Raw genomic sequence first — 26,957 nt, forward strand, 5'->3', positions numbered from 1 at the left:
GACAAAAACGTTGACTATCCAGGGGGTGGCTCCTTAGCGTCTAGCGCACCAAGCACGAGAGGTAACCAACGATGTCTTCCTCCCCCTCCTCATCCCCCTCGCCCACCGTGTCCGCGCGCGCCGGCAGACTGGCCCTCCTGGTCATCGGTCTGTGCTGGCTGGCGGTGCTCTTCGACGGCCTCGACATGTTCATCTACGGCTCGGTGCTGCCGCACCTGCTGGAGACGAAGACCTTCGGTCTTACCGCCGACCAGGCCGGCGACCTCGGCAGCTACGCCACCTTCGGCATGCTGGTGGGCGCCCTGACCGCGGGCACGGTCGCGGACCGGATCGGCCGCAAGCAGCTGATGATCGGCTGCGTGACGCTCTTCTCGCTCGCCTCCGGCATCTGCGCGGTCTCGGGCAGCGTCGAGGTCTTCGGCCTCGGCCGCACCCTCGCCGGCGTCGGCCTCGGCGGTCTGCTGCCCACCGCGATCAGCATGGTCTCCGACTACGCCCCGCGCGGCCGGACCGCCCTCACCATCGGCATGCTGATGACCGCCCACCACGCCGGCGGCATCCTCTCCGCCTACGTGGCCAAGTGGCTGGTGGATCCGGTGGGTTGGCGCGCGGCCTTCTGGGTCTGCGTCGTTCCGCTGCTCTTCGTCCCGGTGCTGCTGAAGTTCCTGCCCGAGTCGCTGAGCTTCCTGGTCGCCAAGGGCCGCACCGACGAGGCCCACGCCCTCGCCGAACGCTTCGAGGTCCAACTGCCCGCCGCCACCGGCAAGAAGACGGCCGCCGACCGCTGGGACGCCCTGCTCGCCCTCTTCCGCGGGGGCGAGTGGCTCCAGACCCTGCTGTACTGGCTCGCCTCCTTCGGCGGCCTGCTCCTCGTCTACGGCGTCGCCACCTGGCTGCCCACCCTGATGCGTTCCGAGGGCTACGCGCTCGCCGACGCCCTCACCTTCGTCGTCGTCTTCAACCTCGGCGGCATCGTGGGCATGCTCGCCGCCGGCCGCGCCGCCGACCGCTTCGGTGCCCCGCGCATCTCGTCGATCTGGTTCGCGCTCACCGCCGTGGGCGTCTTCCTGCTCGGTGTCCACATGAACCAGGCCGTCACGATGCTGGTCGTCTTCCTCACCGGCGTCTTCCTCAACAGCGCCCAGACGATGATCTACGCGACGGTCTCGATCCGCTCGACCCCCGACAACCGTGCCACCGCGGTCGGTTGGACCTCCGGCATGGGCCGCTTCGGCGCTGTCTTCGGCCCGTGGCTCGGCGGCCAACTGCTCGCCTCGGGCAACGGCGACTGGGGCTTCACGTCCTTCGCCATCGCCGGTCTCTCGTCGATGGTGTTCATCGGCATCGCGGCGTTGCGCAGCTCGAAGCAGGGCGAACGGACCGGCGTGGAGCCGGAGTTGGTCGCCAGTCACTGACCCGGGACATCTGTCCCGGGTGCGCGGGGACGAGGACCGGACGCCGGCCACCGCAGGGGATGCGGGGCCGGCGTCGGTCTGTGCGGTCACGTCGCTCTGCCCGGACACGAAGAAGCGCCTGCGGCCCAAGTGGGCGCAGACGCGGGCCGGTTGACGAGGGTGTGCCTCAGTCCTTGCCCATCTGGTCCTCCGCCGACAGGTGTTCCACCGTCTTCCCCGTCTCGGTGAACGTCCGCGTGACGTACCCCGACGAGTACACCCACAGGATGCGCAGCGGGGTGTCGCCGATGTTCCGGAACAGGTGGGGGATCGGCGAGGGGACGTACGTGGTGTCGTACTGCTCCAGCTTCGTCACCTCGCCGTCGACCACGACCTCCGCGCGGCCCTCCAGGATGGTCACGTGCTCGTCGCAGTTGTGCGAGTGCAACGGCGCCCCGGAGCCGACCGGGTACACGCTCATCCCACTGGTGATCCGGTTCTCCCCGCCCGCCGACGGCGTCGTGACGAGAGGTGTCGTGACGACGGCACCGCCCCGGTCGAGCACGGGCACGGACGCGACCTTGATGATCGTGGTCATCCGGATTTCCTTTCCGCTTACACGCTTCTGCGTCGCATGACATTAGGCCTCGCGCGCGGGAATGGGTGCCCTCTGGCGTGCAGCTTTACCTTGCATTTCCAGGGGGGTGAGCTTCCCGGACCCGGCTGTAGCGTCGGCACGCATCGCACGGATTCACGAACCGTGCACGTAACGCGCCGGAAAGAAAAGGCAGGTACAGGCCCCATGAGGCTCCCCGTTCTCACCGAAGAGGAAATGGACCCGCGCCAGCAGGAACTGGCCGCCCGTATCGCCGGTCGGCGCGGTGCCGTCCGCGGACCCTTCCGGGTCTGGCTGCACAGCCCGGAGATGTGCGAACGGGCCGAATCCCTCGGCGCCTTCGCCCGGTTCGACTCCAGCCTCCCCAAGCACCTGAGCGAACTCACGCTGCTGATGGCCGCCCGGAACTGGGACGCGCAGTACTCCTGGAACGCCCATGTGCACCAGGCGATCGAGGCCGGCATCCCGGAGGCCGCCGTCAAGGCGATCGCCGAGAAGCGCGAGGCCGTCTTCGACAACGAGGCCGACCAGGCCTTCTACCGGTTCTGCCGGGAGATCCTCGACGACCACTTCGTCACCGACGAGACCTTCGCCGCCGCACTGGAGCACTTCGGCTCCAAGGGCCTGGTCGACACCATCGGTGCGCTCGGCAACTTCACCATGCTCGGCATGTGCCTGAACACCTTCCAGGTGGACCTCCAGGCCGACAAGGAACCCCCGTTCCCGGACATTCGCGGCTACGGCCGTGTCGCCCCGGACGGCACCGACGGCACCGAGTCGCGGCCGTGACAACTCCGGGGGGAGATGCGGTACTTCGCGTCCGGGGGGTCACGAAGAGCTTCGGTGGCGCGGCCGCGCTGAAGGGCGTGGACCTCGACCTGTACCCGGGCGAGGTCCACGCGCTGATGGGCATGAACGGGGCCGGCAAGTCGACGCTGGTGCAGGTCCTTTCGGGGGTCCACCAGTCCGACGCCGGCACCGTCGAGGTCAAACGGCGGTGACACCGAGTTCCACAGCTGTCTCCAGAAAGCGGTCGAGCAGACGGCCAAGACGCAGAACGCGAAGGTCTTCACCGCCAACTCGCACCAGAATTCCACCACCGAACTGTCCAACATCGAGGACATGACCTCGCGCAGTGTGAGCGCGCTGATCGTGCAGACGGTCAACGTGGACGCGCTGAAGGGCGACATCGCCAAGGCGAAGGCCGCGAACATACCGATCTACCTGACCTCCGTGGCCACCAGCGACGTGAACGACATCCTCGGCGCGGCCGTCGTCGACCTCACCAAGGTCGGCGCCCTGGACGCCGGCTGGGTCGCGACCGACGCGGGCGGCAAGAGCGTCGAGGCCGGCGTGATCGCGGGCGCGCCCGGCGCCGCCTCCGACCTGCTGGTGAGCGGGTCCACCAAGGCGCTGCCGAGCACCGCGAAGGTGGTCGCGAACCAGCCGGGCATGTTCAACCCGGTGAAGGCACAGGACGTGGCGGAGAACATGATCCAGGCGCACCCGAACCTGCAGTACGCGTTCGTCGCCTCCGAGGACATGGCGCTGGCCGCCCGCAAGGCGTTCGACGCGGCCGGCAAGAAGGACGTGAAGATCGTCACCGTCAACGGCACGGACGAGGGCCTGGCCGCCGTCAAGGACGGACGGCTCTCCGCCACCGTGGCCAACTCGGCCATGGCGATAGGACAGACCGCAGTGAAGAACGCGGTCGGTCTGTTGGCCAAGAAAAAGGTTGACAAAATTGCCAACATTCCTCTTTTGTTGGTGACCGAGGACAACCTGAGCAAGGCCCCCCAGTACTGCCCGAAGTAACGAGTACCGCCTGAAGCGGGGGAGTCCGGTGCCGGGAGCGACACCTGTCTCATTGTTGTCCGAGCCGCCTGTCCGTCACATCGCCGGAATGTCCAAGTGGAGCCGCCACCAGGACATCCCGGCCGGGGTCGGACCCATCAGTACGACCGGCACCGCGGCCGGGGCCCACCCCTGGCACACGTGGGCCTCCGGAGGAATCATGGATCGACTGCTCCTCATGCACAGCTTCGTCACCGTCGCGCAGGCCGGGAGTTTCAGCGGCGCGGCGAAGAAACTGGGCTCGTCGGGCTCGCTCGTGTCGCGTCACGTCGCCGAGCTGGAGCGGCAGGTGGGCGTCCGCCTGGTCAACCGCACCGCCCGCTCGGTCAGCCTCACCGAACCGGGGCTGAAGTACGCCGAGTTCGCGGCCCGCATCCTCGACGAGATCGAGGCCGAGGACGCCGTCATCTCGCACCTCCACGACCGCGCCGAGGGCACCCTGAGCATCATCTGCCCGAAGTGGATAGGCAGCCTGGACCTCGGGGACGCGATCGCCGCCTTCTCCGCCGCCCATCCCAAGATCCACGTCCGCTTCGAGCTCGGAGGCATGTCCGACCGGACGTACGACTTCCTGGACAGCGGCTTCGACGTCGCCTTCCACACCCGCGACCTGCGCGACTCCAGCGTCCGCCTCAAGAAGATCGCCTCGCTGCCCTTCGTGCTCTGCGCCTCCGAGAAGTACCTGGAGCGCGGCGGCCCGCTCACCGAGCCCAACGGCCTCGCGCACCACGACTGCCTCGTCCACGTCAACGACCCGGTCTGGCGCATCGGCCACGGCCACGCCTCCACCCTGCACAAGATCCGCAACATCGCCTTCTCGTCCAACTCGTACATCGCCCTCCAGAAGGCCGCCGTCCACGGCCGCGGCATCGCCCTGCTGCCCCAGCGCCCGGCCTACGACGACCTGATGACCGGCGCCCTCCAGGTCCTGCTCCCCGAGCTGGCGGTCCCAGACCGCCCCCTGTTCGCGATCTACGGCCCCGGCCAGGCCACCCCGCGCAAGGTCAGCGTGTTCCTGGACTTCCTCGCCGAATGGTTCGCACAGAATCCCATTCCGGCCATCGAGTCGTAGGGCCTGTCCGGCGGATCCCGTCGCAGACGCGGGGTGTGGCACGCACTCCCCCACTGCCTTAAAGACGTGGGGGGACCCCAGCGGCGTTGTCGTCGGTCGCCGACGCTCCGCGTCGACTCCCTCCTCCGCCTTGCAGCTGCACGCACCGCACCCCGCTCACCGGTGCTGATCAGGCATCGATGATTTCCTGCGACCTGATCCGCCGGACAGGCCCTAGCCGCAAGAAACGATTGCGAATTCAGACGAGCCCGGACCATTGAGGCCTTCCCGCCCCGAAATCTAGGCTCGCCGGGCGACCCGCGAAACGAGGCATCCATGGGAATCCAGAGAATCGAATCCGTCACGTACGGGATCGACGACGTAGACGAATGTGTCCGTTTCTTCGGCGACTTCGGGCTGTTCCTGCTGGAGCGGACCGAGGAGCACGCGGTCTTCGAGACCCTCACCGGGCAGACCCTCCACCTGGACACCGTGCCCGGCCCCCTGCTGCCGCCGCCGGTGGAGGCAGGGCCGACCATCCGCGAGGTGGTCTGGGGCGTCGACACTCGGGAGGAACTGGCCCGGCTCGTCGCCGCCGCGGCCCGTGACCGCAAGGTCCACGAGAGCGCCGACGGGGTCTTCCGCACCGTGGACGAGAGCGGCTTCGGCGTCGGACTCACCCTGGCCCGCCCGAAGCACGCGGACGTCACCCCCCGCCCCGCCAACGCGCTGGGCAGCGTCGACCGCTGGAACACCGCGCTGGAACCGCTCACCCGGGCCTTCCCGCTGCGCATGTGCCATGTCGCGCTGAACATCGTCAAGGAGGGCCGTGAGGAAGCCGTCGCCTTCTACACCGAGCGGCTCGGCTTCCGGCCCACCGACATCGTCGAACCGATGGGCGTCTTCATGCAGGCACCGGGCGACGACGACCAGCACACCATGCTGCTGTGCCACCGCCCCGACCGCGCCGGCATCAACCACATCGCCTACGAGGTCCCCGGCTTCGACGACGTCATCGAGGGCGGCAACCACATGATCGAGCGCGGCTGGCGGGAGGCCCGCAAGCTCGGCCGCCACACCGTCGGCTCGAACGTCTTCCGCTTCCTGCACGCCCCGTGCGGCGGCCGCGTCGAGTACGCGGCGGACATGGACCGCGTCGACGACACCTACGAGACCCGCGTCCACGAGACGACCCCGCCGCACCACATCTGGGCGCTGCGCTCCAACCGCGACCAGCAGGACGCCCCCGCCACCTGACTCTCCTCCCCAGCCTGAGAGGGCACCCACTCATGACCTCCGACCACGGCTACCCCGCCGTCCGCATGTACATCGCGGGCGAGTGGTGCCAGGGCGGCACCGGACGGACCGCCCCGATCGTGAACCCGGCCACCGAGAAGGTGATCGGCGACGTACCCCTCGCCACCACCGCCGACCTCGACCGCGCCCTCGACGCGGCCACCGAGGGCTTCCGGACCTGGCGTGCCACCCCGACAGCCAAGCGCTCAGCGATCCTGCACGCCGCCGCCGACCTCATCACCGAACGCGCCCCCGACATCGGCCGGATCATGGCCCAGGAACAGGGCAAGCCCCTCCGCGAGGGCACCACCGAGGCCCTGCGCACAGCCGACACCCTGCGCTGGCACATCGAGGACGCCCGCCGCGCCTACGGCCGCATCATCCCGTCCGCACCCGGCACCGTCCTCACCGTCCGCCGCGAACCGGTCGGCCCCGTCGCCGCGTTCGTGCCCTGGAACTTCCCCGTCGGCGGCCCCAACCGCAAGCTCTCCTCCGCCCTGTCCGCGGGCTGCTCGATCGTCATCAAGGCCTCCGAGGAGACCCCGGGCACGGCCGCCGCGCTGGTCGCCTGCTACGCCGACGCGGGACTTCCCGCCGGTGTCCTCAACCTCGTCTTCGGTGAACCGGCCGAAGTCTCCGCCCACTTGATCCCCTCGCCGAAGATCCGCCTGGTCGCCTTCACCGGCTCGGTCCCGGTCGGCAAACTCCTCGCCGCCCAGGCCGGCGAGGTCATGAAGCCCACCCTGATGGAACTCGGCGGCCACGCCCCGGTCATCGTCTGCGCGGACGCCGACCCCGTGAAGTCCGCCCGCAAGGCGGCCCAGGCGAAGTTCTTCAACGCCGGCCAGGTGTGCACCTCCCCGAGCCGCTTCTTCGTCCACGCGAGCATCGTCGAGGCGTTCACCGCCGAGTTCGTGAAGGCCGCCCAGGAAGTCACCGTAGGAGACGGCCTCGACGCCGACACCACCATGGGCCCGCTCGCCAACGAGCGCCGGCTGCAGGCCATGGAGACCTTGGTCGCCGACGCCGTGGAACGCGGCGCCAAGGTGCTCACCGGCGGCCAACGCCCGGAGCGCGACGGCTACTTCTACGCCCCGACCGTCCTCACCGACGTACCGGCGGACGCGCGGCTGATGCACGAGGAACCCTTCGGCCCGCTCGCCCCGATCGTCCCGTTCACCGACCTGGACGAGACCCTCGCCCTCGCCAACTCCCTTCCCTACGGCCTCGCCGCCTACGGCTTCACCGAGTCCGCCGCCACCGCCGAGAAGCTCGCGGACACGCTGGAGGCCGGCATCCTCTCCATCAACCACTGCGGCGGCTCCGTCGCCGAGGCCCCCTCCGGCGGGGTCAAGGAGAGCGGCTACGGCAGGGAGGGCGGCCCCGAAGCCCTCGACGCCTACCTGATCACCAAGCGCGTCTCGCACCTGCTGGCGGGCTGAACCGCCATGAGGTACACGCGCGTTGAGGTCGGCGGCCGGGCGGTGTGGGGCCGCGTGGGGGAGGAGCACATCGAGCTGCTGTCCGAGTCCCCGCTCGAAGCCACGCGTCGGCAGCCGCATACCGATTGCAGCCCGTCTGTGATCGGCATGGTGCCGGTCTCCGACGCCCACTGGCTGCCGGTCGTCGTACCGCCCGTGTTCTATGCGGTCGGCATGAACTACCCGCGCCACATCGCGCACGCCCGCGCCGAGACGCCCACCCGCCCCGAGGCCGGCTACCGCGCCAACAACGCGCTCACCGGCCACCGTTCACCCATCGTCAAGCCGGCCGGGGTCGAGGGCCGCTTCGAGGCCGAGCCCGAACTCGTCGCGGTCATCGGCCGCACCCTGAAGCACGCCACCTACGACGAGGCCCGCAAGTCGGTCTTCGGATGGACGATCGGCAACGACGTCAGCGCCCGCACCTGGCAGCACCAGGACCGTTCGTTCTGGCGCAGCAAGAACAGCGACACGTTCAAGCCGATGGGTCCCTGGATCGAGACCGACGTCGATGCCCTCGCGCAGACCACGACACTCCGTGTGAACGGGGAGGTCCGCGCCTCGTTCGCCACCGGCGACATGGTCTTCGACCCCTTCGACCACATCGTCGAACTCACCAGGCACATCACCATGCACCCGGGGGACGTGCTGTGGATGGGCGCCGAGTCCACCTGCCAACTCGAACCCGGGGACACCGTGGACATCGAGATCAGCGGCATCGGCGTCCTGTCCAACCCCGTACACAGCGAAGGGAATCCGTCATGAGCAGCGCACCCCGCTACATCCACCACGTCAACTTCCCCACCACCGACCCCGACCGCACCGCCGAGTGGTACACGAAGGTCTTCGGGATGAAGCGCATCATGCCCAAGTCCAACACCCGTGTGGTGCTGATGACCCGGGGCAACTTCGACCTGCACTTCACCCCCGTCGAGGAGATGGAGCGCATGGCGCCCTATCACTTCGCCGTCGAGGTCGACGACTGGGACGACTTCCTCGCCCACCTCAAGGACCTCGGCATCCGGCACACCCGGCCGATCGAACGGCCCGAGAACCAGTCGAAGTTCTGCTACATCCACGACCCCGATCACACCATGATCGAGCTCGTCTTCCACGGCCGCCGCCCCAACTAGTCACGTACGTACAGGAGTTCACCCCCATGCCCATCGCCGACTCCGACGGCACCTCCATCTACTACGAGCGCCACGGCAGCGGGCCGGCGATCCTGTTCGTGCACGGTAGCGGTGGCCACCATGCCGCGTGGTGGCAGCAAGTGGCCGCGCTGCGCGAGGAGTTCACGGTCGTCACCGTGGACCTGCGCGGCTTCGGCAAGTCCGACTCGTCCATGCCCGAGTTCGACGGCCAGGACTTCCCCGGTGACGTCGTCGCCGTACTGGACCAAGAAGACCTGACCGACGCCATGTTGGTCGGCCAGTCCATCGGCTCCGTCGCCGCGCTGCGTGCGGGGCTGCTCCGCCCCGAGCGCGTCGGCTCCGTCGTGCTCGGCCACTCGCTGGGCGGCATCAGCCACCCCGAGCTGAAGGAACTCGCCGCCGCCGACCGCGCCGAGGCCGTCAAACTGCCGGTCATCGACCGCCTGTTGACCAAGGGGTTCCAGCAGGAACGCGCCGATCTCACCTTCCTCTTCCAGCAGATGGGCACGTTCAACGTCGCCAGGATGCAGGACCTGCGCAACCTCGACACCGACGGCCCGTCCCTGGACGACATCCGGGACTCCGGCGTCAAGGTCGCCTTCCTCGCCGGCGAGAAGGACGCGGTGCTCAGCGTGAAGACCGTGACCCGCGCCCACGAACTGCTGGCCGGCTCGCACCTGGAGATCGTCCCGGACGCCCCGCACTCCATGTACTGGGAGACGCCCGTGAAGTACAACGCCGCCGTCGCCCACCTGCGCCGCACCCTCACCGCACCGAAGGAAGCAGCATGAGCAGCCTCACCCTGGACGCCGCCGAGGAGATCATCGACGCCGCCCACAAGCGCGCCCAGTCCCTCGGGAAAGCGGTCAGCGTCGCCGTCGTGGACGCGGGCGGTTTCCCCATCGCCATCCGCCGCCCGGACGGCGCCCGCCCGCTCACCCCGGACATCGCCCGCGCCAAGGCGTACACGGCGGCCATCATGCAGCGCCCCGGCAAGATGCTGAAGAAGTGGCAGGAGAGCCAGCCCGTCTTCTTCTCCCAGCTGTCCCAACTCCCCGGCGCCGCCATGCCGATCATGGCCACCGAGGGCAGCCTCACCATCAAGAAGGACGGCGAGATCATCGGCGGCCTCGGCATCGCCGGCGGCACCGCGGACGAGGACCAGCTGATCGCCGAGGAGGTCCTCGCCTCGCTCGGCTACGAACTGGAGTTCGCCGCCTGGGGTGTCGCGGGCAAGCCGGCCGAGACCTCGGCCCCGTCGTCCTCTTCCGGAAAGGACGCCTGACCCATGGCGGATACGTTCAACTACCGCATCGACCACCACGGCAGCCTGGTCCGCCCCGCCGAACTGACGGCGGCCCGCGCGGCAGGCGACCCCGAGGCCCTGAAGGAGGCGGAGCTCCAGGCGGTCAAGGACGCGGTCGTCCTCCAGCGCAAGCTCCGCTCCACCGTCGTCACCGACGGCGACTTCCCCCGGGAGGACTTCCGCAGCGCGGTCCTTGACGGAGTGTCAGGTCTCCGGCGCACGGACGAGACGGATGCCGACGGACTCACCCGCTGGGTCGCGGAGTCCCTCCCCAAGGCCAACGGCCCGCTCCTCGCGGACTGGACGGCCCGGCTCACCGAACTGACGGTGATCGCCCCGAAGGCCTCGCTGCCCTCGCCCGCGTACCTCGCCGCCACCACCTTCCAGCCGGGCCACGGTCCGTCCTCCGCAAGGGAGTTGGGGGAGGCCCTCGCCGAGATCGTCCTCGCCGAGATAGAGCTGCTGGTCTCCAAGGGCGTACGCCTGATCCAGCTCAACAACCCGCTCCTGCTGGGCCAGTTGGCGACCGAACCGGCCGACCCCGGCGCGCTCTCCTTCGCGGACGCGCTCGCCGTGGACGCCCTGGCGGTACGCCTGGAGGAGCGCCCCGAGGGTGTACGAATCGGTCTGGCCCCCGGCCCGGTCGCCCCCGCCGCGATCGACTGGGCCCGCGCCGAGCAGCTCTACGGCGCGATCGGTGCCGACCGCTGGATCCTCCCCTTCGACCAGGGCACCCCGGCCGAACTCGCCCTGGTCAAGGCCCTCCCCGAGGACCGCGACTTCTGCCTGGGTGTCGTCGACGCGACCGTGCCCGCGCTGGAGGACATCGACACGGTGATGGCCAGGCTCGACGCGGTGGGGGAGTTCAAGGACCTGGAGGACGGGGCCGTAGCACCGTCCCGGGGCTTCGCCGACGTGGCGAGCCGGCCACTGCTGAGCGCCGAACAGCAGCGCCGGAAGGTCGAGTTGGTGGAGACGGTCGCACGGTACGTGTGGGGCAACGAGTTCTGACGCACGGGCCGGGAAGCGCGTCGCCACGCTTCCCGGCAAGGCTCCTTCAGAGCACCTCGGCGAACGTGACCTTGCGGTCGGTCAGCAGTGGCCAAATGGTCTCCACGATCAGCTCGTCGAAGTGCCCGGCCGCCTTGTGCGCGTCGAAACCGGCCCGGTCGGCGTACTGCTCGTACAGCACGAAACTCCCCGGCACATCCGCCTCGGCGTGCACCTCGTACGCCAGGTTCCCCGGCTCGGCACGGGTGAGCTCGCGCACCTTCAGCAACGCGGCGCGCACCGTCGCGTCGTCGGCGGGCTCGCAGAAGTAGCGGGCAATGACGGCGTAGGCCATGTCGTGTCTCTCCTCATCGAATCCTCAGTGGATCCTCGGCTCCCGGCGGCATGTCGGCAGTCGCCGTCCGGCCCGCCGATTCCAGCACGGATCAACCCCCCGCCGACCTGCGCGCGGCGCAAGCAATGCCTGCCTCCGCGGGGCTGGTGGCACCGCCCCCACATGGTGTGTTGTCGCATTCGGCCCACTGTGGCCGCTGACTGTGCAGACCGCGGACCCGCACCGCGGCGGACGAAGGAAGTGATCTTCATGCGAAGCCTGGAAACCCTCTCCGGTGGAGAGTGGGTGACGACCGGCGAGTGGATCGAGGTGCACAACCCCGCCGATGTCCGCACCCCCCTCGCGCGCATCCCCGCCCTCGCCGCCAAGGACGTCACCCGCGCCTACGACCACGCCGAGCGCGGTTTCGCCGTATGGAGGCGCACGAGCCCCTTCGAACGGGCCCGGGTCTTCACCGAGGCGGCGAAGCTGATCCGCGAGCGGGTCGACGAGATCGCCGCCGACGTCACCGCCGAGAACGGCAAGACCGGCGCCGAGGCCCGCGGCGAGACCCTCAAGGCCGCCGACTTCCTCGACTACTACGCGGGCCTGGCCCGCCAGGGCTACGGCACCCTCCTGCACGACGCCCGCCCCGACACCCGCGTGCACACCCAGCGCGAGCCGATCGGCGTGATCCTCGTGATCAGCCCCTGGAACGACCCGCTGATCACCCCGGCCCGCAAGCTCGCCCCGCTGCTCGCCACCGGCAACGCGGCCGTGTTCAAGCCGGCCACCGAGACACCGTTGTCGGGCCTGCACTTCGCCCGCGCCCTGCACGACGCCGGCCTCCCGGCCGGTGTCCTGAACGTCGTCACCGGCCGCACCGCCGAGATCGAGGAGGCGCTCCTCGACGACCCGCGCATCGTCGCCATCACCTTCACCGGCTCCAACGAGGTCGGCAACCGTATCCGCCGCCGTCTGGCCGACCGCAACGTCCGCTTCCAGGGCGAACTCGGTGGCAAGAACGCCTCCGTCGTCCTCAAGGATGCCGACCTGCCGTTCGCCGCGAAGACGGTCGTAGCGGCTTCGTTCGGCCAGGCCGGACAGCGCTGCACAGCCACCAGCCGGGTCGTCGTGGAGCGGCCGGTGTACGAGGAGTTCACCCGACTCCTGGTCGCCGAGGTCGAGGCGCTGAAGGTCGGCCCGGGCAGCGACCTGGCGACCACCCTGTGCCCGCTGTCCAGCCCCAAGCAGCGCGACAGCGTCCTCGCCCACCTCGCCGGGGCCGTGGAACAGGGCGCCACCGTCCTCACCGGCGGCAGCGCGGACACCGAGGGCGACCACGAGCACGGCTGCTTCGTCCAGCCGACCGTGCTCGCCGATGTCACCGCCGAGACGGCGATCTGGCGCGAGGAGGTCTTCGGCCCGGTCCTGGCCGTGCGCGCCGTGGACGACTTCACGCAGGCCGTCGACGCCGTGAACGACTCCGACTTCGGCCTCGCGGCAGCCGTGTTCACCCGGGACCTCGCCTCCGCCTACCGCTTCGCGGACGACGCCGAGTGCGGACAGATCGCGGTCAACGCGACCACGCCCGGCTGGGACGTGCACCTGCCTTTCGGCGGCTTCCACGACTCCGGCACGGGCTACAAGGAGCAGGGCGACGAAGTCCTGCGCTTCTCCACCCGCGTCAAGACCGTCGCCGTCCACTTCGGCGCCTGAGAACGTCGGTACGACAGAGATTCGGTACGACAGAGAGGAGGATGCCGATGGCTGACGAGACGATCGGCATCGTCGGCGCCGGCATCGTGGGCCTGGCCACCGCCCGCGAGATCGCCCTGCGCCGCCCCGGCACCCGGGTCGTGGTCCTGGAGAAGGAACACGAGGTCGCCGTCCACCAGACCGGCCACAACTCCGGGGTCGTACACGCCGGCATCTACTACGCGCCGGGCAGCCTCAAGGCCGACCTGTGCGTACGGGGCGTATCGATCCTGCGTGAGTACTGCCAGGACCGCGGGCTGCCGTACGACGAGATCGGCAAGCTCGTCGTGGCCGTACGGCCGGACGAACTGGGCCGGATGGAGAGCCTCTACGAGCGGGCCCGGAACAACCACGTGCCCGAACTCCGCAAGATCTCCCAGGCGGAGATCAAGGAGCTGGAGCCGCACGCCGGTGGTATCGCGGCTCTGCACTCGCCGCGCACCGCGATCACCGACTACCCGGCGATCGCCCGGGAGTTCGCGAAGGACATCGAGGCCTCCGGCGGCGAGGTGAAGCTCGGCTTTCCGGTCACCTCCATCACCAATGTGCCCGGCGGCATCGAGGTCGCCTCGGGCCAACTACGCGTCCGCGTTGACCGGTTGATCCTCTGCGCAGGTCTCCACTCGGACGCCGTGGCGAAGTTGGCCCAGGACAAGAGGGAACCGAAGATCGTCCCGTTCCGGGGTGAGTACATGCTCCTCAAGCCGGAGCGCACGAACCTGGTGCGCGGGCTCATCTACCCGGTACCGGACCCCCGTTACCCCTTCCTGGGCGTGCACTTCACCCCGCGGGTCGACGGCAGCGTCGAGGTCGGCCCGAACGCCGTCCTGGCCCTCGCGAGGGAGGGCTACAAGCTCAGCCGCTTCTCCCTGAAGGACCTCGCGGGACTCGCCGCCTACCCCGGCTCCTGGAAGATGGCCGCCCAGCACTGGCGGACCGGCATCAAGGAGTACCGCGGCTCACTGTCCGCGAAGGCCTTCATGAAGGACGCCAAGCTGTACGTCCCCGGTGTCGGCGTCGCCGACGTCGTACGCGGCGGGGCGGGCGTCCGCGCCCAGGCACTGGACCCCGACGGCACCCTCGTGGACGACTTCCGTATCCACCAGGTCGGCCGGATCACCGCCGTACGCAACGCGCCCTCGCCCGCCGCGACGGCCTCCATGGCGATCGCCGAGCACATCGTCGGCGCCGTGTTCGACAACCCGTCCGCAACCTGAGAATGCCCTGCGTACAGCGGTGTTCCGCGCAACTACTGCTTGCGCTCCCGGGGCTCGGCAAGGCCTCGCGACCCGCCTAGCGTTCCTTCCGTAACCCCACCTCACCGGCCCCTTCGCAAGACCTTCGTAAGACCTTCGAGAGAAAGAGCTCAGGACATGTTCGTTGTCGACACGCAGATCCACATCTGGAAGGAAGAGACCCCGGACCGCCCCTGGGTCCCGGGCGCGCGGGAGCGCATCCGCCTCAACGGACACCGCGAGGACCCCTTCTCCTACGAGGAGGCCCTGGAGCTGATGGACGAGGCCGGCGTCAACCGGGCCCTGATCCTGCCGCCGTCCTGGGAGGGCGACCGTATCGACTACGCCCTGGAGGCCTGCGAAGCCCACCCCGACCGCTTCGGGATCATGGCGCGCATCCCGCAGAACAAGCCCGAAGAGGGCAAGGCGATGCTGGCGGACTTCGCGCAGAACCCGCATGTGAAGGGCACCCGCCTCACCTTCCACCGGCCGCAGGACCGCAACTGGATGATCGACGGCACCAACGACTGGTACTGGCCGATCGCCGAGGAACTGCGCGTCCCGACGATGGTCCACGCGCCCATCTGGAAGCGGGAGTTGGGCGAGATCGCCGCCAAGCACCCCGAGCTGAAGATCATCATCGACCACATGGGCATCATGGCCCGCTGTGTCGACGACGCGATCGGCTACTGGGTCTCGGAGACCGCCGACCTCGCCGCCCACCCGAACATCTACGTGAAGCTCTCGGCGCTCCCGGGCTACTCCACGCAGCCGTTCCCGAACAACAACATCCAGAAGTACGTGCGCGAGATGGTCGACAAGATGGGCCCGCAGCGCTGCTTCTACGGCACCGACATCACGCGGCTGCTCGGGCACGGCATCACGTACACCGACACGATCGAGCAGTTCACCAAGCACTGGGACTTCACGCCCGAGGAGCTTGAATGGATCATGGGCCGCGGTATCTCCGAGGTCCTGAACTGGCCGATCGAGGGCTGAGGACAGACGAGAGATGACCGACACCACCAACACCGCGGGCGCCGACGGCGGCGATGCTCTCGTCACCGCCTTCAACGCCGTCGGCGCCGACTACATCTTCTGCTCGTCGGGCTCCGAGTGGGCCCCCGTCTGGGAGTCCCTCGCCCGCCGGCACCGCGACGGACTGCCCTGCCCGCAGTACCTGGACCTGACCCACGAGACCGTGGCCGTCGGCATGGCCACCGGCTACGGACTCGTCAAGCGCCGCCCGCAGGGCGTGCTGCTGCACGCGGCCCCCGGTCTGCTCCAGGGTTCGATGGCCGTGCACGGGGCGCTGCTCGCGGGCGTCCCGATGGTGGTCAGCTCCTCGGAGTCGACCACGTACGGCGACGGCCCCGGCCAGGACCCCGGCGGCCAGTGGTACCGCAACCTGTCCATCGTCGGCGGCCCGCACCAGATCGCGCAGCCCTTCACCAAGTGGTCCAACGAGGCCGCCAGCGTCCACACCCTCCCTACGATGGTGACGCGCGCGGCGGAGCTGGCCTGGCGGGCCCCGGCGGGACCGGCGTACCTCAACGTCCCGCTGGAGGTCCTCCTGGAGGACTGGGACGGCCGTGAGGCCAAGCCGATCGTGAAGCCCGGCTCGACGCACAGTTCGCCCGAAGAGGTCGATCCTGTCGCCCAGTTGATCCGCGAGGCGGTCAACCCCGTCATCGTCACGGAGACGGCTGGGCGTGAGGCGGGCGGCTTCGAGGCCCTCGTCGCCTTCGCCGAGGCATGGAACATCCCGGTCGTCGAGCCCGACTCGGCGGTCTGCGGCAACTTCCCGCGCACCCACCCGCTGCACGCCGGCAGCGACATCGGCCCGTGGATGGACGAGGCGGACCTCATCCTCCTCGTCAACTGCCGCGCGCCCTTCTACCCGCCGTCGCGCCGCCCCTCCAAGGCGACCATCGTCGTCATCGACGAAGTGCCGCAGCGCCCGCACGTCGTCTACCAAGTCCTGTTCGCCGACACGTACTTGGAAGGCAACGTCGCCAACACCCTGCGCCAGCTGGCCAAGCGGGCGAAGGATCTCGACGAGGCGTCCGTCGCCGTACGCCGTGCGGCCCAGGAGCAACGGCACGCCGACGAACAGGCCGCGATCGCCGCCGCCGAGGCAAAGGCGGCGCAGGCAAAGGGCGTTGACCCGGTCCTCGTCGCCGCGACCCTGCGCAGGCTGCTGGACGGCCAGGGCGGGATCGTCGTCGACGAGACCATCACCCACAGCCGTGTCGTCAAGCGCCATGTCCAGACCGCCGACCCCGACTCGTACTTCTACGTCCAGGGCGGCCTCGGCCAGGGCATCGCGGTCGCGCTCGGCGTCAAACTCGCCGCGCGGGAACGCCCGGTGGTGCTCACCATCGGCGACGGCGCGTTCACGTACAACCCGGTGATCCAGTCGTACGACGCCTCGAACGCCTATGAACTCCCTTTGCTGATCGTGGTGTTCAACAACCGCGTCTACAAGTCGATGAACCTCAACCACCGCAGGTTCTACCCCGAGGGCGCCGCAGCCGACACCGGTGAGTGGCTCGGCACCGATCTGCACCGGCTGCCCCGACTCGCCGCGTTCGCCGAGCCGTTCGGGATGCACACCGAGACCGTCGACGCCCCCGAGGCCCTCGCCCCCGCGCTGGAACGTGCGCTCAAGGCCGTGGCGGAGGGCACCACCGCCGTCGTCGACGTCCTCGTCACCCGCTGAACCAGGAAGGCACCCGCCACCATGTCCGACACCGCAACGCCCAAGCCGGGCAAGGTACTTGTCGCCGCCGACGACCTGCGCACCCTCTCCGCCGCGCTCCTGGAGAAGGGCGGCCTGAACGCCGAGCAGGCGCGCACCACCGCCGACGTGTTCGTGTGGGCCGCACTGCGCGGCGTCGACTCGCACGGCATTGCCCGCGTCCCCGCCTACCTGGAACTGCTGGCCAAGGGAGTGGCCAACCCCGACGCTGACATCAGGATCGAGTCGACGGCCCCGGCCGCGGCCGTCATTGACGCCGACCGCGCCCCCGGCCCGGTCGCCCTCAGCGCCGCCGCCGACGAGGCGGTCACCCGGGCCAGGATCAGCGGAGTCGCCGCCGTCGGGGTCCGCCGCACCGTCCACACCGGTGCCATCGGCTACTACGTGTCGAAGATCGCCGAGCAGGGACTCGTCGGCATCGGCTACGTCTCCGGAATGCCCAACATGGGGTACACCGGCGTCAAGGGCGCCGCGGTGGCGACCAGCCCGCTCGCCATCGCCGTACCGGCGGAGTCCCACGCCCCGCTGCTGCTCGACATGGCCACCGCCACCATCGCCCTGGGCAAGATCCGCCAGGCGAAGGCGAGCGGCACCCCGCTGCCCGAGGGCGCGGCGGCAACCGCGGACGGCACCCCGACCACCGACCCCGAACTGGCCGTCATGCCCCTGCCGTTGGGCGGCGCCAAGGGGTCCGGGATGTCCCTCGCGTTCGAGCTGCTCACCAGCGTGCTGGTCGGTGCGCCGATCTTCGCCGCGTTCCACTCGGACGACCCCCAGGGCCGCAAGCACCGCCAGAACGCCCTCCTCATCGCCCTCGACCCGGCGGCCTTCGGCGACCCGGCCGCCTTCACCGCGGCGGTCGACGAAACGCTGGCCACCCTCAAACAGTTGCCGCCGGCGGACGACGCCGAGGGCGTCTTCTACCCTGGCGAGCGCAGCGCGACGGTCGCCGAGGGACGTGGTGCGAAGGGCATCCCCGTCGCGCCCAAGGTCTGGCGCGAACTGATCGAGGCGGCAGGGAAGTTCGGTCTCACGCTTCCGGAGCCCGTGCCGTCGGTGTGACTCTGAGCCACTTCGCCGACCGTCCGAGGGGGATGGTCGGCGAAGTACGTTGCCCAGGAGGGGAGTTCAGGCGGTATCGACGGCATCCCGGAGCTGACGGGCGATCAGGGTGTAGGTGTTCAGGGCCCGTTCGTCGTCCTTGCCGTCGTAGCCGTGGTCGGCTCCGGCGACGTCGACATGCCCGGCCAGGGCGCCCGCCGTCCGGAGCCGGTCGGCGTAGGCGATGCCTTCTGCCTTGAGCAGGTCGTACTCCGCCGTGATGACCAGGGCCGGGGCGATTCCCTTCAGGTCCGCGGTGTCCGACGGATGGGCGGGCGACACCAGCCGGTCGGCCCGCACTTTCGGATCCGGGACGTACGACGTGTCGAAGACCTCCGCCATCCAGGGCCGCAACACGGGCTTGGCGATGGCGGCGTGCTTGTCCTTGGCGCTGGTCGCCAGGTCCAGCGGCGGATAGTGCAGCACCTGGAGCGCGATCGAGGGACCGCCCTCCTCCAGCGCCTGCCGGGCCACCGCCGCCGCGAGCCCGCCCCCGGCGCTCTGCCCGCCCACGGTGAGCCGGTCCCCGTCCCAGCCCTGCTCGCTGCCGTGTTCCGCGATCCACCGAACCACCTCGAACGCCTGCCGGGGCGGCGCGGGGAACGGGTGCTGCGGCGCGACGACGTAGTCGACGTTGACCACGACGACGCCTGCCTCCGCCGCGAGGAAACGGCACAGCGGGTCGTCGAGTTCGGTCAGCGGTACGACGTAGCCGCCGCCGTGGAAGTTCACGTGCACCGGCGGAGGCGGCCCTTCGCCGGCCGGCAGGTACACCGTGGCGCGTGCCGGGGCGATGCTGGTCGGGATGGTCAACTCCCGTGTCCGGCGCGGAAATTCAGGAAGCCGCTGATGCGAGGAGGCGGCGGAACCACGCCCGCTCGGGCGCCGGTCGGCCATGACGGAAAGACGCTGCAGGGACTTGGCGGCGAAGGCGGCCACCGCCGGCCGGGCCAGAACAGACATGCCGCTCCATTCGTGGAGTGAGCGCGACGGGGGACTCGAGTCTCGTTGCCAGAGTGTCGATCAACAGGATTCCTGGCGATGGGCAGGGTGACGATAACACGGGCGTATTGCGGGTGGATGTTGTGATCGGCGCTGTTCAGGGGCGGCGGGCTTCGGGGGGCTGGGGTGTCTGTGAAAGTGTGACACTTACTCGTGTCAGTGTCACACTTCCGCGGGACACCCCCTCCGGGGCGGGAAAAATCGGCCGGTGGTTCAGCGGTGTTGGACAGGCCCGTTCAACCGTCCGTGTTCACAGCGCCCCTCGTGCTGCGGGCCCGACGGGGCCGGAACCGCCCGCGCCTCCGTCGTCACGCACACCGCCCGCTGCGCCGTCTCGATCATTTCCTCGCTGTCGGTCGCGGCGTCCGCCAGGCTCACGCAGCACACGACGAGCAGGGCGGCGCCCGCGACGAACGGCAGGGCCCGGCGCGGGGGAGGAGGGGCGAGCAGCGCGCGCACCCGCTGCGGTACCGCTCCGCCGGTCGCGGCCAGTGCCGGGCGCGACCGGTTCGCCGAGGTGGCGAGCGCGGCCCGGCCCACGGCGTGCGCGACGACCGTACGATCGCCGACGCGCACCGCGGCCTCCTCGTCGGCCCAGCGCTCCAGGACGAAGCCGCCCGCGTTGGACAGCGGTCGTAGCGACGGATTTACGGCGGCGGAGAGCCGCCAGAGGGTCTGGAAGAGATGGTGGCGGCCGCGCAGATGCGCCCGCTCGTGGGCGAGGAGCGCCTCGCGTTCGCGGTCGCCGAGGCAGCGCAGCATCGCACTCGACACCACGATCCGCCCGGGCGCCCCCGGCAGCGCGAACGCCTCCGGCGACTCGATGTCCAGGACGGCCAACTCCGTGTCACCGGGCAGGAGGCGGCACTCTCGGCGGGCCCAGCGCAGATGCCGTAGCTGACGTGTTCCGGCAACGACGAGGCCGGTGACGGACGCGAGGAGGGCGAGTGCGGCGGCCCCGGCGACCGTGAGGTAGACCGGGTCGGAGGCGCGCACGGCCGCGACCGACCACCGGCCCTCCTCGGCGACCTCCGGGATCTGCACCAGTCCGGCGAACGCAAGCAACGCCAGTGAACCCAGCCAGCCCAGCGACGCCACCAGCGCGGCGGAGGCCAGCGACCAGGCGGCCGGGCGCGGGGCCAGCCGGCGGGCGGCGCGGGGTGCGAACACCGCGAGGACCATGGTGATCAGTAGGGGGACGTACACACTGATGAGCACCGGCTCACGATCCTTCGTCGGCGCGGCCGGCGGGGTGCGGCCCGTCGTGCCCGGAAAGCAGTCGCTGCAGCAACTGCTCGTCCTGCGCGGAGAGTTCGGAGACGAAGCGGGTGAGTACGGCCTCGCGGTCGGTGCCGTGTTCGAGCAGCGAGCGCATCCGCTCCGCGGTGTGGCTCGCCTCGTCCCGGGCGGGCGCGTACGCGTACCCGCGGCCCGCGCGCTGCCGGACGAGCATCCCCTTGTCGTACAGGCGCGACAGGATCGTCAGCACGGTCGTGTACGCGAGGTCTCCGGGCAGCCGATCCTTGACCTGGCGTGCGGTCTGCGGCGTGTCGGCACCGTAGAGGGCGGCGAGAACCCCGCTCTCCAGCTCACCGCGCGCCCGCCTGCCGGACGTCGTGCCGGGCTCGTCGTTCTTCCGGTCGTGCACTGTTCACCCCACCGCCTTTCACCGCTCGGCGTCACAGCCTACCCGCGCACCTACTACGGCCTGTAGGAAGTGCGCCAAGGGCTCGAAGGAATGGACCGAAGGGCCGGAGGGATCGGCCAGGGCGTCGATCAAGGGCTTTGCGGACGCGATCTACTACATGTTGTACGAGATTACCTACTACATGTTGTAGAGTTTCGCCGCTCCACTCCACCCGCGGAGGAAAAAGCCCATGCCCGACCTCGGAAATCCGGTGCGCCGTCCGGCGGCGGCCGAGCGTGTCGTGATCGTCTCGGCGAGCATCGGAGCCGGTCACGACGGCGCTGCCGCCGAACTGGAGCGGCGGCTGGTGGCGGCCGGTCTCACGGTCGACCGGTTCGACCTGCTGGACGTACTGCCCGCCCGGCTCGGCCGGCTCGTGCGGGACGGCTACCACCGTCTGCTCGTCCGGGCGCCGTGGGCCTACCAGCGGATCTACAGCAGCACCGAGCGCGCGGGCGGCGGCGGGCCCGCCGCGAGGGCGCTGCTGCGCTCCGCCGAGGAACGGCTGCTGCGCGCCCTGCCCGCCGACACGGCTGCCGTCGTGTCGACCTACCCGGGCGCGAGCCGGGTCCTGGGCAACCTCCGGCTCGACGGCCGGCTCACCGTCCCCGTCCTCACCTACCTCACCGACTTCTCGGTGCACCCGCTGTGGGTGGCCGACGGCGTCGACGTCCACCTCGCGCTGCACGCCGTCCCCGCCGCGCAGGCCCGGGCCGCCGGCGCGCGGGACGTCCGCGTGTGCGGCCCGGTCGCCGACCCGCGCTTCCACCCCGTGGACGCGACGGGACGCGCCGCGGCCCGCGCCCGCTTCGGCCTGCCTCCAACTGCCCCGCTGGCCCTGCTCGTTGCCGGTTCCTGGGGCGTGGGCCCGGTCCGTGAGGTCGCCCGGGACCTGCGCGACTGCGGCGCGGCCGTACCGCTCGTGGTCTGCGGCCGCAACGAGACACTGGCCGACCAGCTCCGTGCGGACGGCATCGAACACGTCCACGGCTGGGTCGACGACATGCCCGGCCTGATGCACGCCGCCGATGTCCTGGTGCAGAACGCCGGCGGCCTGACCTCCCTGGAGGCCTTCGCCGCCGGCCTGCCCGTCGCCAGCTACGGCTGCATACCCGGCCACGGCCTCACCAACGCGGCCGCCCTGGACGAGGCGGGCGTCGCCGCGTGGATCCGGGAACCGGCCCAACTCAAGCACGTACTGAGCGAGTTGATCGACGGCCCGCGAGGACTGTTGCAGCGAGAGGCGGGCCTCGCCCTGTTCGCGGACGAGCCCCACGGCCCGGACCGGGACCCGGCCGCCGAGACGGCCAGGATCTGCCGGGCGGGTACCGAGCGCATCGCCGCGCCCATGGCCCAGCGGGCCACCCCACCCGCCGCTCGGCGCGTCGCCCGTCCGGCTGCCCGACGGCTCGCGACCACCACCGCCCTGGCCTGCGTGGTCTGGGCGGGCGCGGTCGGCACGGCGGTCGCCACGACCGAGAGCGGCCCGGGCCTGATGCACGCGATAGGCCAGGGCCTTGACCTCGACGACCTGAGCCACGCACATCACACGGGGCGAGTGCCCCATCAGGGCCACGCGAAGGGGCACCACGCATGACAGCCACCCGTCTCCTCCGTACGACCGCCCGCGTCGCGCTCCCCGCACTCCCGATCCTCGCCGCCGCGTACGCCGCGCCCGTCCTCTCGACCTACGGCCCGCTGCGCAACCGCGTAATGCCCCGCCTCGCCGGCCGCGGCCGGCCGGATCATGTGGCGCTCACCTTCGACGACGGACCGGACCCGCTGTCGACCCCGCTGTTCCTGCGCCTCCTCGATGAGCGCCGGGTGCACGCCACGTTCTTCCTTCTCGGCAACCAAGCGGTACGCGCTCCGGGTCTGGTCCGCGAGATCGCCGCTGCCGGACACGAGATCGCCGTTCACGGCTGGCTCCACCGCCCGCTGCTGCTGCGCGGACCCCGCGCCACCCGCGACGACCTGGCCCGCGCCCGCGACACGGTCGGCGACCTCACCGGGCGCGTGCCTCGGCTCTTCCGCCCGCCCTACGGCGTGATGTCGACCGCCGCCCACCTCGCGGCCCGCGGCCTGGACCTCACGCCGGTGCTGTGGACGGCATGGGGCGAGGACTGGAGGGCGCGCGCCACACCGGAGTCGGTCCACCGGACGGTCACCGCGGACCTGCGCGGCGGCGGCACCGTCCTGCTGCACGACTCCGACTGCACCTCGGCACCCGGCAGTTGGCGCGCCACCCTCGGCGCCGTGCCCCGCATCCTCGACACCTGCGCGATGCGCGGCCTGTCCGTGGGGCCGCTGCGGGAGCATGCTGTGGATCCGCTCTGAAGTTGACAATATTGTTGGCGCTTCAGGTCGGCGGAATTTACGTTCGCAAGTACCTAGACCAGGGAGCCCCCCATGCTTTCGAACGCCATGAACCGCCGGACCTTTGTCAACGGGTCGCTGACCGTCGCCGCGACGGCCGCACTCGTCGGTGCAGGGACGAGTGCCGACGCGGCGGACCGCAAGACCTCCGGAATCCCGCTCACCGGCCCCCTCCGGATCGACACCGGCCGCGTGTCCGGCGTGGCCTCGCTCGTCTCCGGCGTGACCGTGTTCAAGGGACTGCCGTACGCGGCGACCACGGCGGGCGCCAACCGCTGGCGTCCCCCGCAGCCGGCGACGCCCTGGACCGGCGTGCGCGTCGCGGACACTTTCGGGGACATCTGCCCCCAGCAGATGATGGGTTCGTCCTCGGTCACGATGAGCGAGGACTGCCTCAACCTCAACGTCTGGACCGGAGCGGCGAGTTCACACGAGAAGCGCCCGGTCCTGGTCTGGATCTACGGCGGCCGGTTCACCGGCGGCTACGCCTCCGACCCGGGCTTCGACGGCGCGGGTCTCGCCGCCAAGGGCCTGGTCGTGGTGACCCTCAACTACCGCACCGGCGCGTTCGGTTTCCTCTCCACCCCCGAACTCAGCGCGGAGTCCGGCCACCAGGCATCGGGCAACTACGGTCTCCTGGACCAGATTTCGGCCCTGCGCTGGGTTCGGCGCAACATCTCCGCGTTCGGCGGCGACCCGAACCGCGTGACCATCGCCGGCCAGTCCGCGGGCGGCGCCTCGGTAATGCACCTCATCTACTCCCCGCTCGCCGAGGGCCTGTTCCAGGGCGCGATCTCCGAGAGCGCCGGCGCCCGAGCCACCGGCGACCCGGAGATCGCCGCGCTGGCAGCGTCGTACCGCACGCTCGAGACGGCCGAGAGTCAGGGCACCGCGTACGCCGCAGCGCTCGGCGCCACCTCGCTGACCGCTCTCCGGGCCCTGGACAGCGCGAAGTTGATGGCGGGTCAGAACGCGAACGACACCTCGGTCAGCGGTCCGGTGAACGGCAACCCGCCGGAGTTCCGCCCGGTCCTCGACGGCTGGGTCAAGCCGTGGACGTACGAACAGGCCCTGGCGGGCGGCCATTTGAACGACGTGCCCGTGCTGGCCGGCGGCAACAAGGACGAGAACGGCGCCTCCCCGACCCCGACCGTGAAGCTCGCGGACTATCTGAGTACCGCCGAGAAGGAGTACGGCACTCTCGCCGACGAGTTCCTGAAGCTCTACCCCGCCACCACCGACACGGAGGCGGGCCAGGCCCGCAACGCCTCCGCCCGTGAGGGCTCCCGCGTCTCCGCGAACCTGTGGGCGGCGGAGTGGGCGAAGACGGCGAAGAGCCCGGTCTTCACGTACTACTGGGAGCACGTCCCGCCGACCGCCACCGGCGCCAACTCCCGTGGTGCCTACCACGGTTCGGAGATCAACTACGTCTTCGACAACCTCTACGCCACGAACCTGCCCTGGACCGACGCGGACCGCACGGTCGCCGACACCCTGTCCGACTACGTGGTGAACTTCGCGACCCACGGCGACCCCAACGGCCACGGCCTCACCCGCTGGCCCGCGGCCAACCACCGCTTCGCGACCACGACGGAACTCGGCGACCGCTTCGGCACGCTCGCCCTCGCGGACGCGGCCAAGGTGGACTTCTACGAGCGGTTCTTCGCGAGCCAGAAGCGCTGGTGACGCTTCGCTGAGGTGGGCGCGGGGGGCGGGTTCTGGGCGGGGAGCGGGGGCGGCGAGGCGGCGGAACGCCCGGCAAGTACTCTCTCCGCAGTACGCGCGCCAAACGAATGCAGTAACTTACTTGAGTTACGCAACAATATGGTAAAGTGGGTCCCATGTCCACACCACCGATCCCCGAAGCCCCCGCCTCCCCGGAGGTGACCGAGATCGAGCGAGCCCTCACTCGGATCACCTACCTGAGCACGCGCGCCCGCCAGCACGACCGGCTGATGGCCCTCGCCGGTGTGCCTCTGGACCGCGCGGCGGTGGCGTTGCTGCGGCAGGTCGCCGACTCCGACCCGCTGCGCCCCGGGGAGCTGGCCCACCGCCTCGGGGTCGAGGCCTCGCATGTGACGCGGACGGTGCAGCAGCTCCAGAAGTCCGGCTACGTCACCCGCGTGCCCGACCCCGACGACCGGCGCGCCCAGCGGATCGAACTGACCGAGGCCGGCCGGAAGGCCGTCAGCAACGTCCGGGACGCCGGTGCGCGCGGCATGCAAATGGCCCTCTCGGAGTGGTCGACGGACGAACTGCAGGAACTGGCGACGCTGTTCCACCGCATGGTCGACGACTTCCTGAAGTACGCGATCGACGAGGACGGCGAGGCCGAGGTCGTCGCCCCGGCCGGCACGGTCTGAGTTCTCCGGAGGCAGGTGTCCCCGACGTCACCCGAGGTCGGCCCCGTCACCCGAGGTCGGCGACGATCTGCGGGAGGTCGGCCGTCGAGCGGATTCCGGGGGCCGCCGCGCAGACGAACGGCACGGCGTTCACCGCACGGTTCGCGGTGTACGACGGGGACATCGCCGCCATCCGGTCGAGCGGCACAGGGAACCGCAGGTCGATGTCGAGCGGCGCGTCCCCCTCGACCGCGACATGCCAGCCGGTCGCGCGGAGATCCCAGGCGGGGTCGAGGTCGGTGGTGCAGTACCAGTTGGCGCGGAACCGCAGCAGGGGCCGGCCCTTCCGCAGGCCGGACACGGTGATGCGCTGCGCGGCCACCGTGCCCAAGGGCAGCGTGCCCGCGGCAATCCGGGTGGTGTGCCGGGCAGTTGCGACCTCACCGATCGCCTCCACCGAGTCGAGCGGTGTCGAGAGCGCCTCCGCGAGCAGCCGCAAGGACGGGCCGAAGCTGTCGCGCAGTCCTGCCAGGCGCTGTTCGCCGAACTCGGCAGGGGGCCGGCCGAAGCCCATCACCTCGAACAGCAGCCCGGGGGAGTCCCGTTGGGAGAGATCCGCGAACTCGTCGATCGTCAGCGCGTCGAGCCGACGCTGGATCGAGGTGAGCGCGAGCGGCAACGCCTCCGTGATGAATCCGGGACTGCTGCCCGTGCTGTGCACCGAGGTCCCGCCCCGGTCGCACGCGTCCTCGATCCGCTTCCGCGTGACCGGGTCCAGGCTGGGCGCGTGATGGAACTCGCCGCGCGTCGACACGACGTTCACGCCTGACGAGAGCAGAGTGCACACCTCGTCGAAATCACAGGTGCGCGGGGTGTAAAGCACGCAGTCGGCGCCGAGCGCGAGGATCTCGTCGATGTCGTGCGTCGAGAGGATCCCGGTGGTGCCGAGCCTGCCCCCGCTCAACTCACCTGCGTCCAGGCCTGCTTTGGCCGGGGTGTGGACATACACCCCGGCCAAGGTCAGGTTCGGGTGCTCCAGTACGGCACGCATCGTGCGGGCGCCGATGTTCCCGGTGGCCCACTGCACGACCCGGTAGCGCTGCACTCCATGCCGTAGCGGCTCGGTCATCGCCCACCCCTCGTTCTGGTGGGCGAGAACCGTACTCTCCGCTGTGGAGAGCGTCAATTGCGCCGACGGATGCTCGTCGGATACCCGTCA

The 26,957-nt window shown here is 70.3% G+C and carries 27 protein-coding genes and 1 pseudogene; 21 read left to right on the top strand and 7 right to left on the bottom strand.

Translation table 11 applies throughout. The annotated features are described in order from the left end of the window. Positions 1-71 precede the first annotated feature (71 nt). On the top strand, positions 72-1,415 hold the full coding sequence (locus OG504_RS49080; RefSeq protein WP_405995650.1) for an MFS transporter: 1,344 nt from the start codon (positions 72-74) through the stop codon (positions 1,413-1,415). 166 nt (positions 1,416-1,581) lie between these two features. Here the strand turns inward: OG504_RS49080 and OG504_RS49085 are convergent, their stop codons facing one another. After that, the gene (locus OG504_RS49085; protein WP_033282897.1) at positions 1,582-1,992 is read right to left on the bottom strand and encodes a cupin domain-containing protein; all 411 of its coding nucleotides are present in this window, start codon (positions 1,990-1,992) and stop codon (positions 1,582-1,584) included. Between the two features lie 234 nt (positions 1,993-2,226). Between OG504_RS49085 and OG504_RS49090 the strand changes: the two genes are divergently transcribed. The 3 genes and pseudogenes from OG504_RS49090 to OG504_RS49100 all read left to right on the top strand — a co-directional run. Then, positions 2,227-2,799 (top strand): carboxymuconolactone decarboxylase family protein, encoded by a 573-nt coding sequence (locus OG504_RS49090; protein ID WP_405996616.1) that lies wholly within the window; start codon positions 2,227-2,229, stop codon positions 2,797-2,799. After that, entirely contained in the window at positions 2,796-3,011 is a 216-nt protein-coding gene (locus OG504_RS49095) for an ATP-binding cassette domain-containing protein (protein ID WP_405995651.1), read from the top strand. Before OG504_RS49090 ends, OG504_RS49095 begins: the two co-directional genes overlap by 4 nt. 55 nt (positions 3,012-3,066) lie before the next feature. Next, a pseudogene (locus OG504_RS49100) lies at positions 3,067-3,825 on the top strand (sugar ABC transporter substrate-binding protein); the annotation flags it as partial. Between the two features lie 75 nt (positions 3,826-3,900). Here OG504_RS49100 and OG504_RS49105 read toward each other — a convergent pair. Further along, on the bottom strand, positions 3,901-4,026 hold the full coding sequence (locus OG504_RS49105; RefSeq protein WP_366430726.1) for a hypothetical protein: 126 nt from the start codon (positions 4,024-4,026) through the stop codon (positions 3,901-3,903). On the opposite strand from OG504_RS49105, the gene OG504_RS49110 reads away from it, so the two are divergent. The 8 genes from OG504_RS49110 (at position 4,025) to OG504_RS49145 (ending at position 11,163) form a co-directional block, all read left to right on the top strand. Beyond that, positions 4,025-4,936 carry a LysR family transcriptional regulator gene (locus OG504_RS49110; protein ID WP_405995652.1) on the top strand — a complete coding sequence of 304 codons (912 nt, stop codon included), beginning with the start codon at positions 4,025-4,027 and terminating at the stop codon, positions 4,934-4,936. The genes OG504_RS49105 and OG504_RS49110 overlap by 2 nt on opposite strands. Positions 4,937-5,251: 315 nt before the next feature. Beyond that, a complete protein-coding gene (locus OG504_RS49115) occupies positions 5,252-6,172 on the top strand; it encodes a VOC family protein (RefSeq protein WP_405995653.1) in 921 nt (306 codons plus the stop codon). 32 nt (positions 6,173-6,204) lie between these two features. Then, positions 6,205-7,653, top strand: coding sequence for an NAD-dependent succinate-semialdehyde dehydrogenase (locus OG504_RS49120; protein WP_405995654.1), 1,449 nt, complete (start codon positions 6,205-6,207; stop codon positions 7,651-7,653). A gap of 6 nt (positions 7,654-7,659) precedes the next feature. Continuing rightward, positions 7,660-8,457 carry a fumarylacetoacetate hydrolase family protein gene (locus tag OG504_RS49125; protein ID WP_405995655.1) on the top strand — a complete coding sequence of 266 codons (798 nt, stop codon included), beginning with the start codon at positions 7,660-7,662 and terminating at the stop codon, positions 8,455-8,457. Beyond that, positions 8,454-8,825, top strand: a complete 372-nt coding sequence (locus OG504_RS49130) for a VOC family protein (RefSeq protein ID WP_019069936.1) — start codon at positions 8,454-8,456, stop codon at positions 8,823-8,825. Before OG504_RS49125 ends, OG504_RS49130 begins: the two co-directional genes overlap by 4 nt. Positions 8,826-8,851: 26 nt before the next feature. Further along, positions 8,852-9,637 carry an alpha/beta fold hydrolase gene (locus tag OG504_RS49135; RefSeq protein ID WP_405995656.1) on the top strand — a complete coding sequence of 262 codons (786 nt, stop codon included), beginning with the start codon at positions 8,852-8,854 and terminating at the stop codon, positions 9,635-9,637. Next, on the top strand, positions 9,634-10,131 hold the full coding sequence (locus OG504_RS49140; protein WP_405995657.1) for a heme-binding protein: 498 nt from the start codon (positions 9,634-9,636) through the stop codon (positions 10,129-10,131). The genes OG504_RS49135 and OG504_RS49140 overlap by 4 nt, the downstream gene beginning before the upstream one ends. 3 nt (positions 10,132-10,134) lie before the next feature. Then, positions 10,135-11,163 (top strand): methionine synthase II (cobalamin-independent)-like protein, encoded by a 1,029-nt coding sequence (locus OG504_RS49145; RefSeq protein ID WP_405995658.1) that lies wholly within the window; start codon positions 10,135-10,137, stop codon positions 11,161-11,163. Positions 11,164-11,209: 46 nt separating this feature from the next. Here the strand turns inward: OG504_RS49145 and OG504_RS49150 are convergent, their stop codons facing one another. Then, positions 11,210-11,497, bottom strand: a complete 288-nt coding sequence (locus OG504_RS49150) for a putative quinol monooxygenase (protein ID WP_405995659.1) — start codon at positions 11,495-11,497, stop codon at positions 11,210-11,212. A 249-nt stretch (positions 11,498-11,746) separates the two neighbouring features. Between OG504_RS49150 and OG504_RS49155 the strand changes: the two genes are divergently transcribed. The 5 genes from OG504_RS49155 to OG504_RS49175 all read left to right on the top strand — a co-directional run bounded on the left by OG504_RS49155 (position 11,747) and on the right by OG504_RS49175 (position 18,292). Continuing rightward, positions 11,747-13,195 carry an aldehyde dehydrogenase family protein gene (locus tag OG504_RS49155; RefSeq protein WP_405995660.1) on the top strand — a complete coding sequence of 483 codons (1,449 nt, stop codon included), beginning with the start codon at positions 11,747-11,749 and terminating at the stop codon, positions 13,193-13,195. Between the two features lie 47 nt (positions 13,196-13,242). Next, positions 13,243-14,451 carry an L-2-hydroxyglutarate oxidase gene (gene lhgO, locus OG504_RS49160; protein ID WP_405995661.1) on the top strand — a complete coding sequence of 403 codons (1,209 nt, stop codon included), beginning with the start codon at positions 13,243-13,245 and terminating at the stop codon, positions 14,449-14,451. 156 nt (positions 14,452-14,607) lie between these two features. Further along, complete coding sequence (locus OG504_RS49165; RefSeq protein WP_033282910.1) at positions 14,608-15,468, top strand: amidohydrolase; 861 nt, start codon at positions 14,608-14,610, stop codon at positions 15,466-15,468. Between the two features lie 13 nt (positions 15,469-15,481). Next, positions 15,482-17,191 (top strand): thiamine pyrophosphate-dependent enzyme, encoded by a 1,710-nt coding sequence (locus OG504_RS49170; RefSeq protein WP_405995662.1) that lies wholly within the window; start codon positions 15,482-15,484, stop codon positions 17,189-17,191. Positions 17,192-17,212: 21 nt separating this feature from the next. Continuing rightward, complete coding sequence (locus tag OG504_RS49175; protein WP_405995663.1) at positions 17,213-18,292, top strand: Ldh family oxidoreductase; 1,080 nt, start codon at positions 17,213-17,215, stop codon at positions 18,290-18,292. A 66-nt stretch (positions 18,293-18,358) separates the two neighbouring features. Here the strand turns inward: OG504_RS49175 and OG504_RS49180 are convergent, their stop codons facing one another. The 3 genes from OG504_RS49180 to OG504_RS49190 all read right to left on the bottom strand — a co-directional run bounded on the left by OG504_RS49180 (position 18,359) and on the right by OG504_RS49190 (position 20,981). Beyond that, the gene (locus OG504_RS49180; protein ID WP_405995664.1) at positions 18,359-19,294 is read right to left on the bottom strand and encodes an alpha/beta hydrolase fold domain-containing protein; all 936 of its coding nucleotides are present in this window, start codon (positions 19,292-19,294) and stop codon (positions 18,359-18,361) included. Between the two features lie 252 nt (positions 19,295-19,546). Next, the gene (locus OG504_RS49185) at positions 19,547-20,551 is read right to left on the bottom strand and encodes a M56 family metallopeptidase (protein ID WP_405995665.1); all 1,005 of its coding nucleotides are present in this window, start codon (positions 20,549-20,551) and stop codon (positions 19,547-19,549) included. A gap of 4 nt (positions 20,552-20,555) precedes the next feature. Beyond that, positions 20,556-20,981, bottom strand: coding sequence for a BlaI/MecI/CopY family transcriptional regulator (locus OG504_RS49190; RefSeq protein ID WP_405995666.1), 426 nt, complete (start codon positions 20,979-20,981; stop codon positions 20,556-20,558). Between the two features lie 229 nt (positions 20,982-21,210). On the opposite strand from OG504_RS49190, the gene OG504_RS49195 reads away from it, so the two are divergent. The 4 genes from OG504_RS49195 to OG504_RS49210 all read left to right on the top strand — a co-directional run bounded on the left by OG504_RS49195 (position 21,211) and on the right by OG504_RS49210 (position 25,759). Further along, positions 21,211-22,617 (top strand): glycosyltransferase, encoded by a 1,407-nt coding sequence (locus tag OG504_RS49195; RefSeq protein WP_405995667.1) that lies wholly within the window; start codon positions 21,211-21,213, stop codon positions 22,615-22,617. Continuing rightward, positions 22,614-23,357 carry a polysaccharide deacetylase family protein gene (locus tag OG504_RS49200; protein WP_405995668.1) on the top strand — a complete coding sequence of 248 codons (744 nt, stop codon included), beginning with the start codon at positions 22,614-22,616 and terminating at the stop codon, positions 23,355-23,357. Before OG504_RS49195 ends, OG504_RS49200 begins: the two co-directional genes overlap by 4 nt. Positions 23,358-23,429: 72 nt before the next feature. Beyond that, positions 23,430-25,082 carry a carboxylesterase/lipase family protein gene (locus OG504_RS49205; RefSeq protein WP_405995669.1) on the top strand — a complete coding sequence of 551 codons (1,653 nt, stop codon included), beginning with the start codon at positions 23,430-23,432 and terminating at the stop codon, positions 25,080-25,082. 155 nt (positions 25,083-25,237) lie between these two features. Beyond that, positions 25,238-25,759, top strand: a complete 522-nt coding sequence (locus OG504_RS49210) for a MarR family winged helix-turn-helix transcriptional regulator (RefSeq protein ID WP_405995670.1) — start codon at positions 25,238-25,240, stop codon at positions 25,757-25,759. 46 nt (positions 25,760-25,805) lie between these two features. Here OG504_RS49210 and OG504_RS49215 read toward each other — a convergent pair whose 3' ends face one another. After that, complete coding sequence (locus tag OG504_RS49215) at positions 25,806-26,867, bottom strand: dihydrodipicolinate reductase (RefSeq protein ID WP_405995671.1); 1,062 nt, start codon at positions 26,865-26,867, stop codon at positions 25,806-25,808. Positions 26,868-26,957 lie beyond the last annotated feature (90 nt).

The organism is Streptomyces sp. NBC_00986, assembly GCF_045162565.1.
GTDB lineage: Bacteria > Actinomycetota > Actinomycetes > Streptomycetales > Streptomycetaceae > Streptomyces.

Coding starts and splice junctions, on each gene's coding strand:
- OG504_RS49080 (WP_405995650.1), top strand. CDS start 72: ATGTCTTCCTCCCCCTCCTCATCCCCCTCGCCCACCGTGTCCGCGCGC.
- OG504_RS49085 (WP_033282897.1), bottom strand. CDS start 1,992: ATGACCACGATCATCAAGGTCGCGTCCGTGCCCGTGCTCGACCGGGGC.
- OG504_RS49090 (WP_405996616.1), top strand. CDS start 2,227: ATGGACCCGCGCCAGCAGGAACTGGCCGCCCGTATCGCCGGTCGGCGC.
- OG504_RS49110 (WP_405995652.1), top strand. CDS start 4,025: ATGGATCGACTGCTCCTCATGCACAGCTTCGTCACCGTCGCGCAGGCC.
- OG504_RS49105 (WP_366430726.1), bottom strand. CDS start 4,026: ATGATTCCTCCGGAGGCCCACGTGTGCCAGGGGTGGGCCCCGGCCGCG.
- OG504_RS49115 (WP_405995653.1), top strand. CDS start 5,252: ATGGGAATCCAGAGAATCGAATCCGTCACGTACGGGATCGACGACGTA.
- OG504_RS49120 (WP_405995654.1), top strand. CDS start 6,205: ATGACCTCCGACCACGGCTACCCCGCCGTCCGCATGTACATCGCGGGC.
- OG504_RS49125 (WP_405995655.1), top strand. CDS start 7,660: ATGAGGTACACGCGCGTTGAGGTCGGCGGCCGGGCGGTGTGGGGCCGC.
- OG504_RS49130 (WP_019069936.1), top strand. CDS start 8,454: ATGAGCAGCGCACCCCGCTACATCCACCACGTCAACTTCCCCACCACC.
- OG504_RS49135 (WP_405995656.1), top strand. CDS start 8,852: ATGCCCATCGCCGACTCCGACGGCACCTCCATCTACTACGAGCGCCAC.
- OG504_RS49140 (WP_405995657.1), top strand. CDS start 9,634: ATGAGCAGCCTCACCCTGGACGCCGCCGAGGAGATCATCGACGCCGCC.
- OG504_RS49145 (WP_405995658.1), top strand. CDS start 10,135: ATGGCGGATACGTTCAACTACCGCATCGACCACCACGGCAGCCTGGTC.
- OG504_RS49150 (WP_405995659.1), bottom strand. CDS start 11,497: ATGGCCTACGCCGTCATTGCCCGCTACTTCTGCGAGCCCGCCGACGAC.
- OG504_RS49155 (WP_405995660.1), top strand. CDS start 11,747: ATGCGAAGCCTGGAAACCCTCTCCGGTGGAGAGTGGGTGACGACCGGC.
- lhgO (WP_405995661.1), top strand. CDS start 13,243: ATGGCTGACGAGACGATCGGCATCGTCGGCGCCGGCATCGTGGGCCTG.
- OG504_RS49165 (WP_033282910.1), top strand. CDS start 14,608: ATGTTCGTTGTCGACACGCAGATCCACATCTGGAAGGAAGAGACCCCG.
- OG504_RS49170 (WP_405995662.1), top strand. CDS start 15,482: ATGACCGACACCACCAACACCGCGGGCGCCGACGGCGGCGATGCTCTC.
- OG504_RS49175 (WP_405995663.1), top strand. CDS start 17,213: ATGTCCGACACCGCAACGCCCAAGCCGGGCAAGGTACTTGTCGCCGCC.
- OG504_RS49180 (WP_405995664.1), bottom strand. CDS start 19,294: ATGTCTGTTCTGGCCCGGCCGGCGGTGGCCGCCTTCGCCGCCAAGTCC.
- OG504_RS49195 (WP_405995667.1), top strand. CDS start 21,211: ATGCCCGACCTCGGAAATCCGGTGCGCCGTCCGGCGGCGGCCGAGCGT.
- OG504_RS49200 (WP_405995668.1), top strand. CDS start 22,614: ATGACAGCCACCCGTCTCCTCCGTACGACCGCCCGCGTCGCGCTCCCC.
- OG504_RS49205 (WP_405995669.1), top strand. CDS start 23,430: ATGCTTTCGAACGCCATGAACCGCCGGACCTTTGTCAACGGGTCGCTG.
- OG504_RS49210 (WP_405995670.1), top strand. CDS start 25,238: ATGTCCACACCACCGATCCCCGAAGCCCCCGCCTCCCCGGAGGTGACC.
- OG504_RS49215 (WP_405995671.1), bottom strand. CDS start 26,867: ATGACCGAGCCGCTACGGCATGGAGTGCAGCGCTACCGGGTCGTGCAG.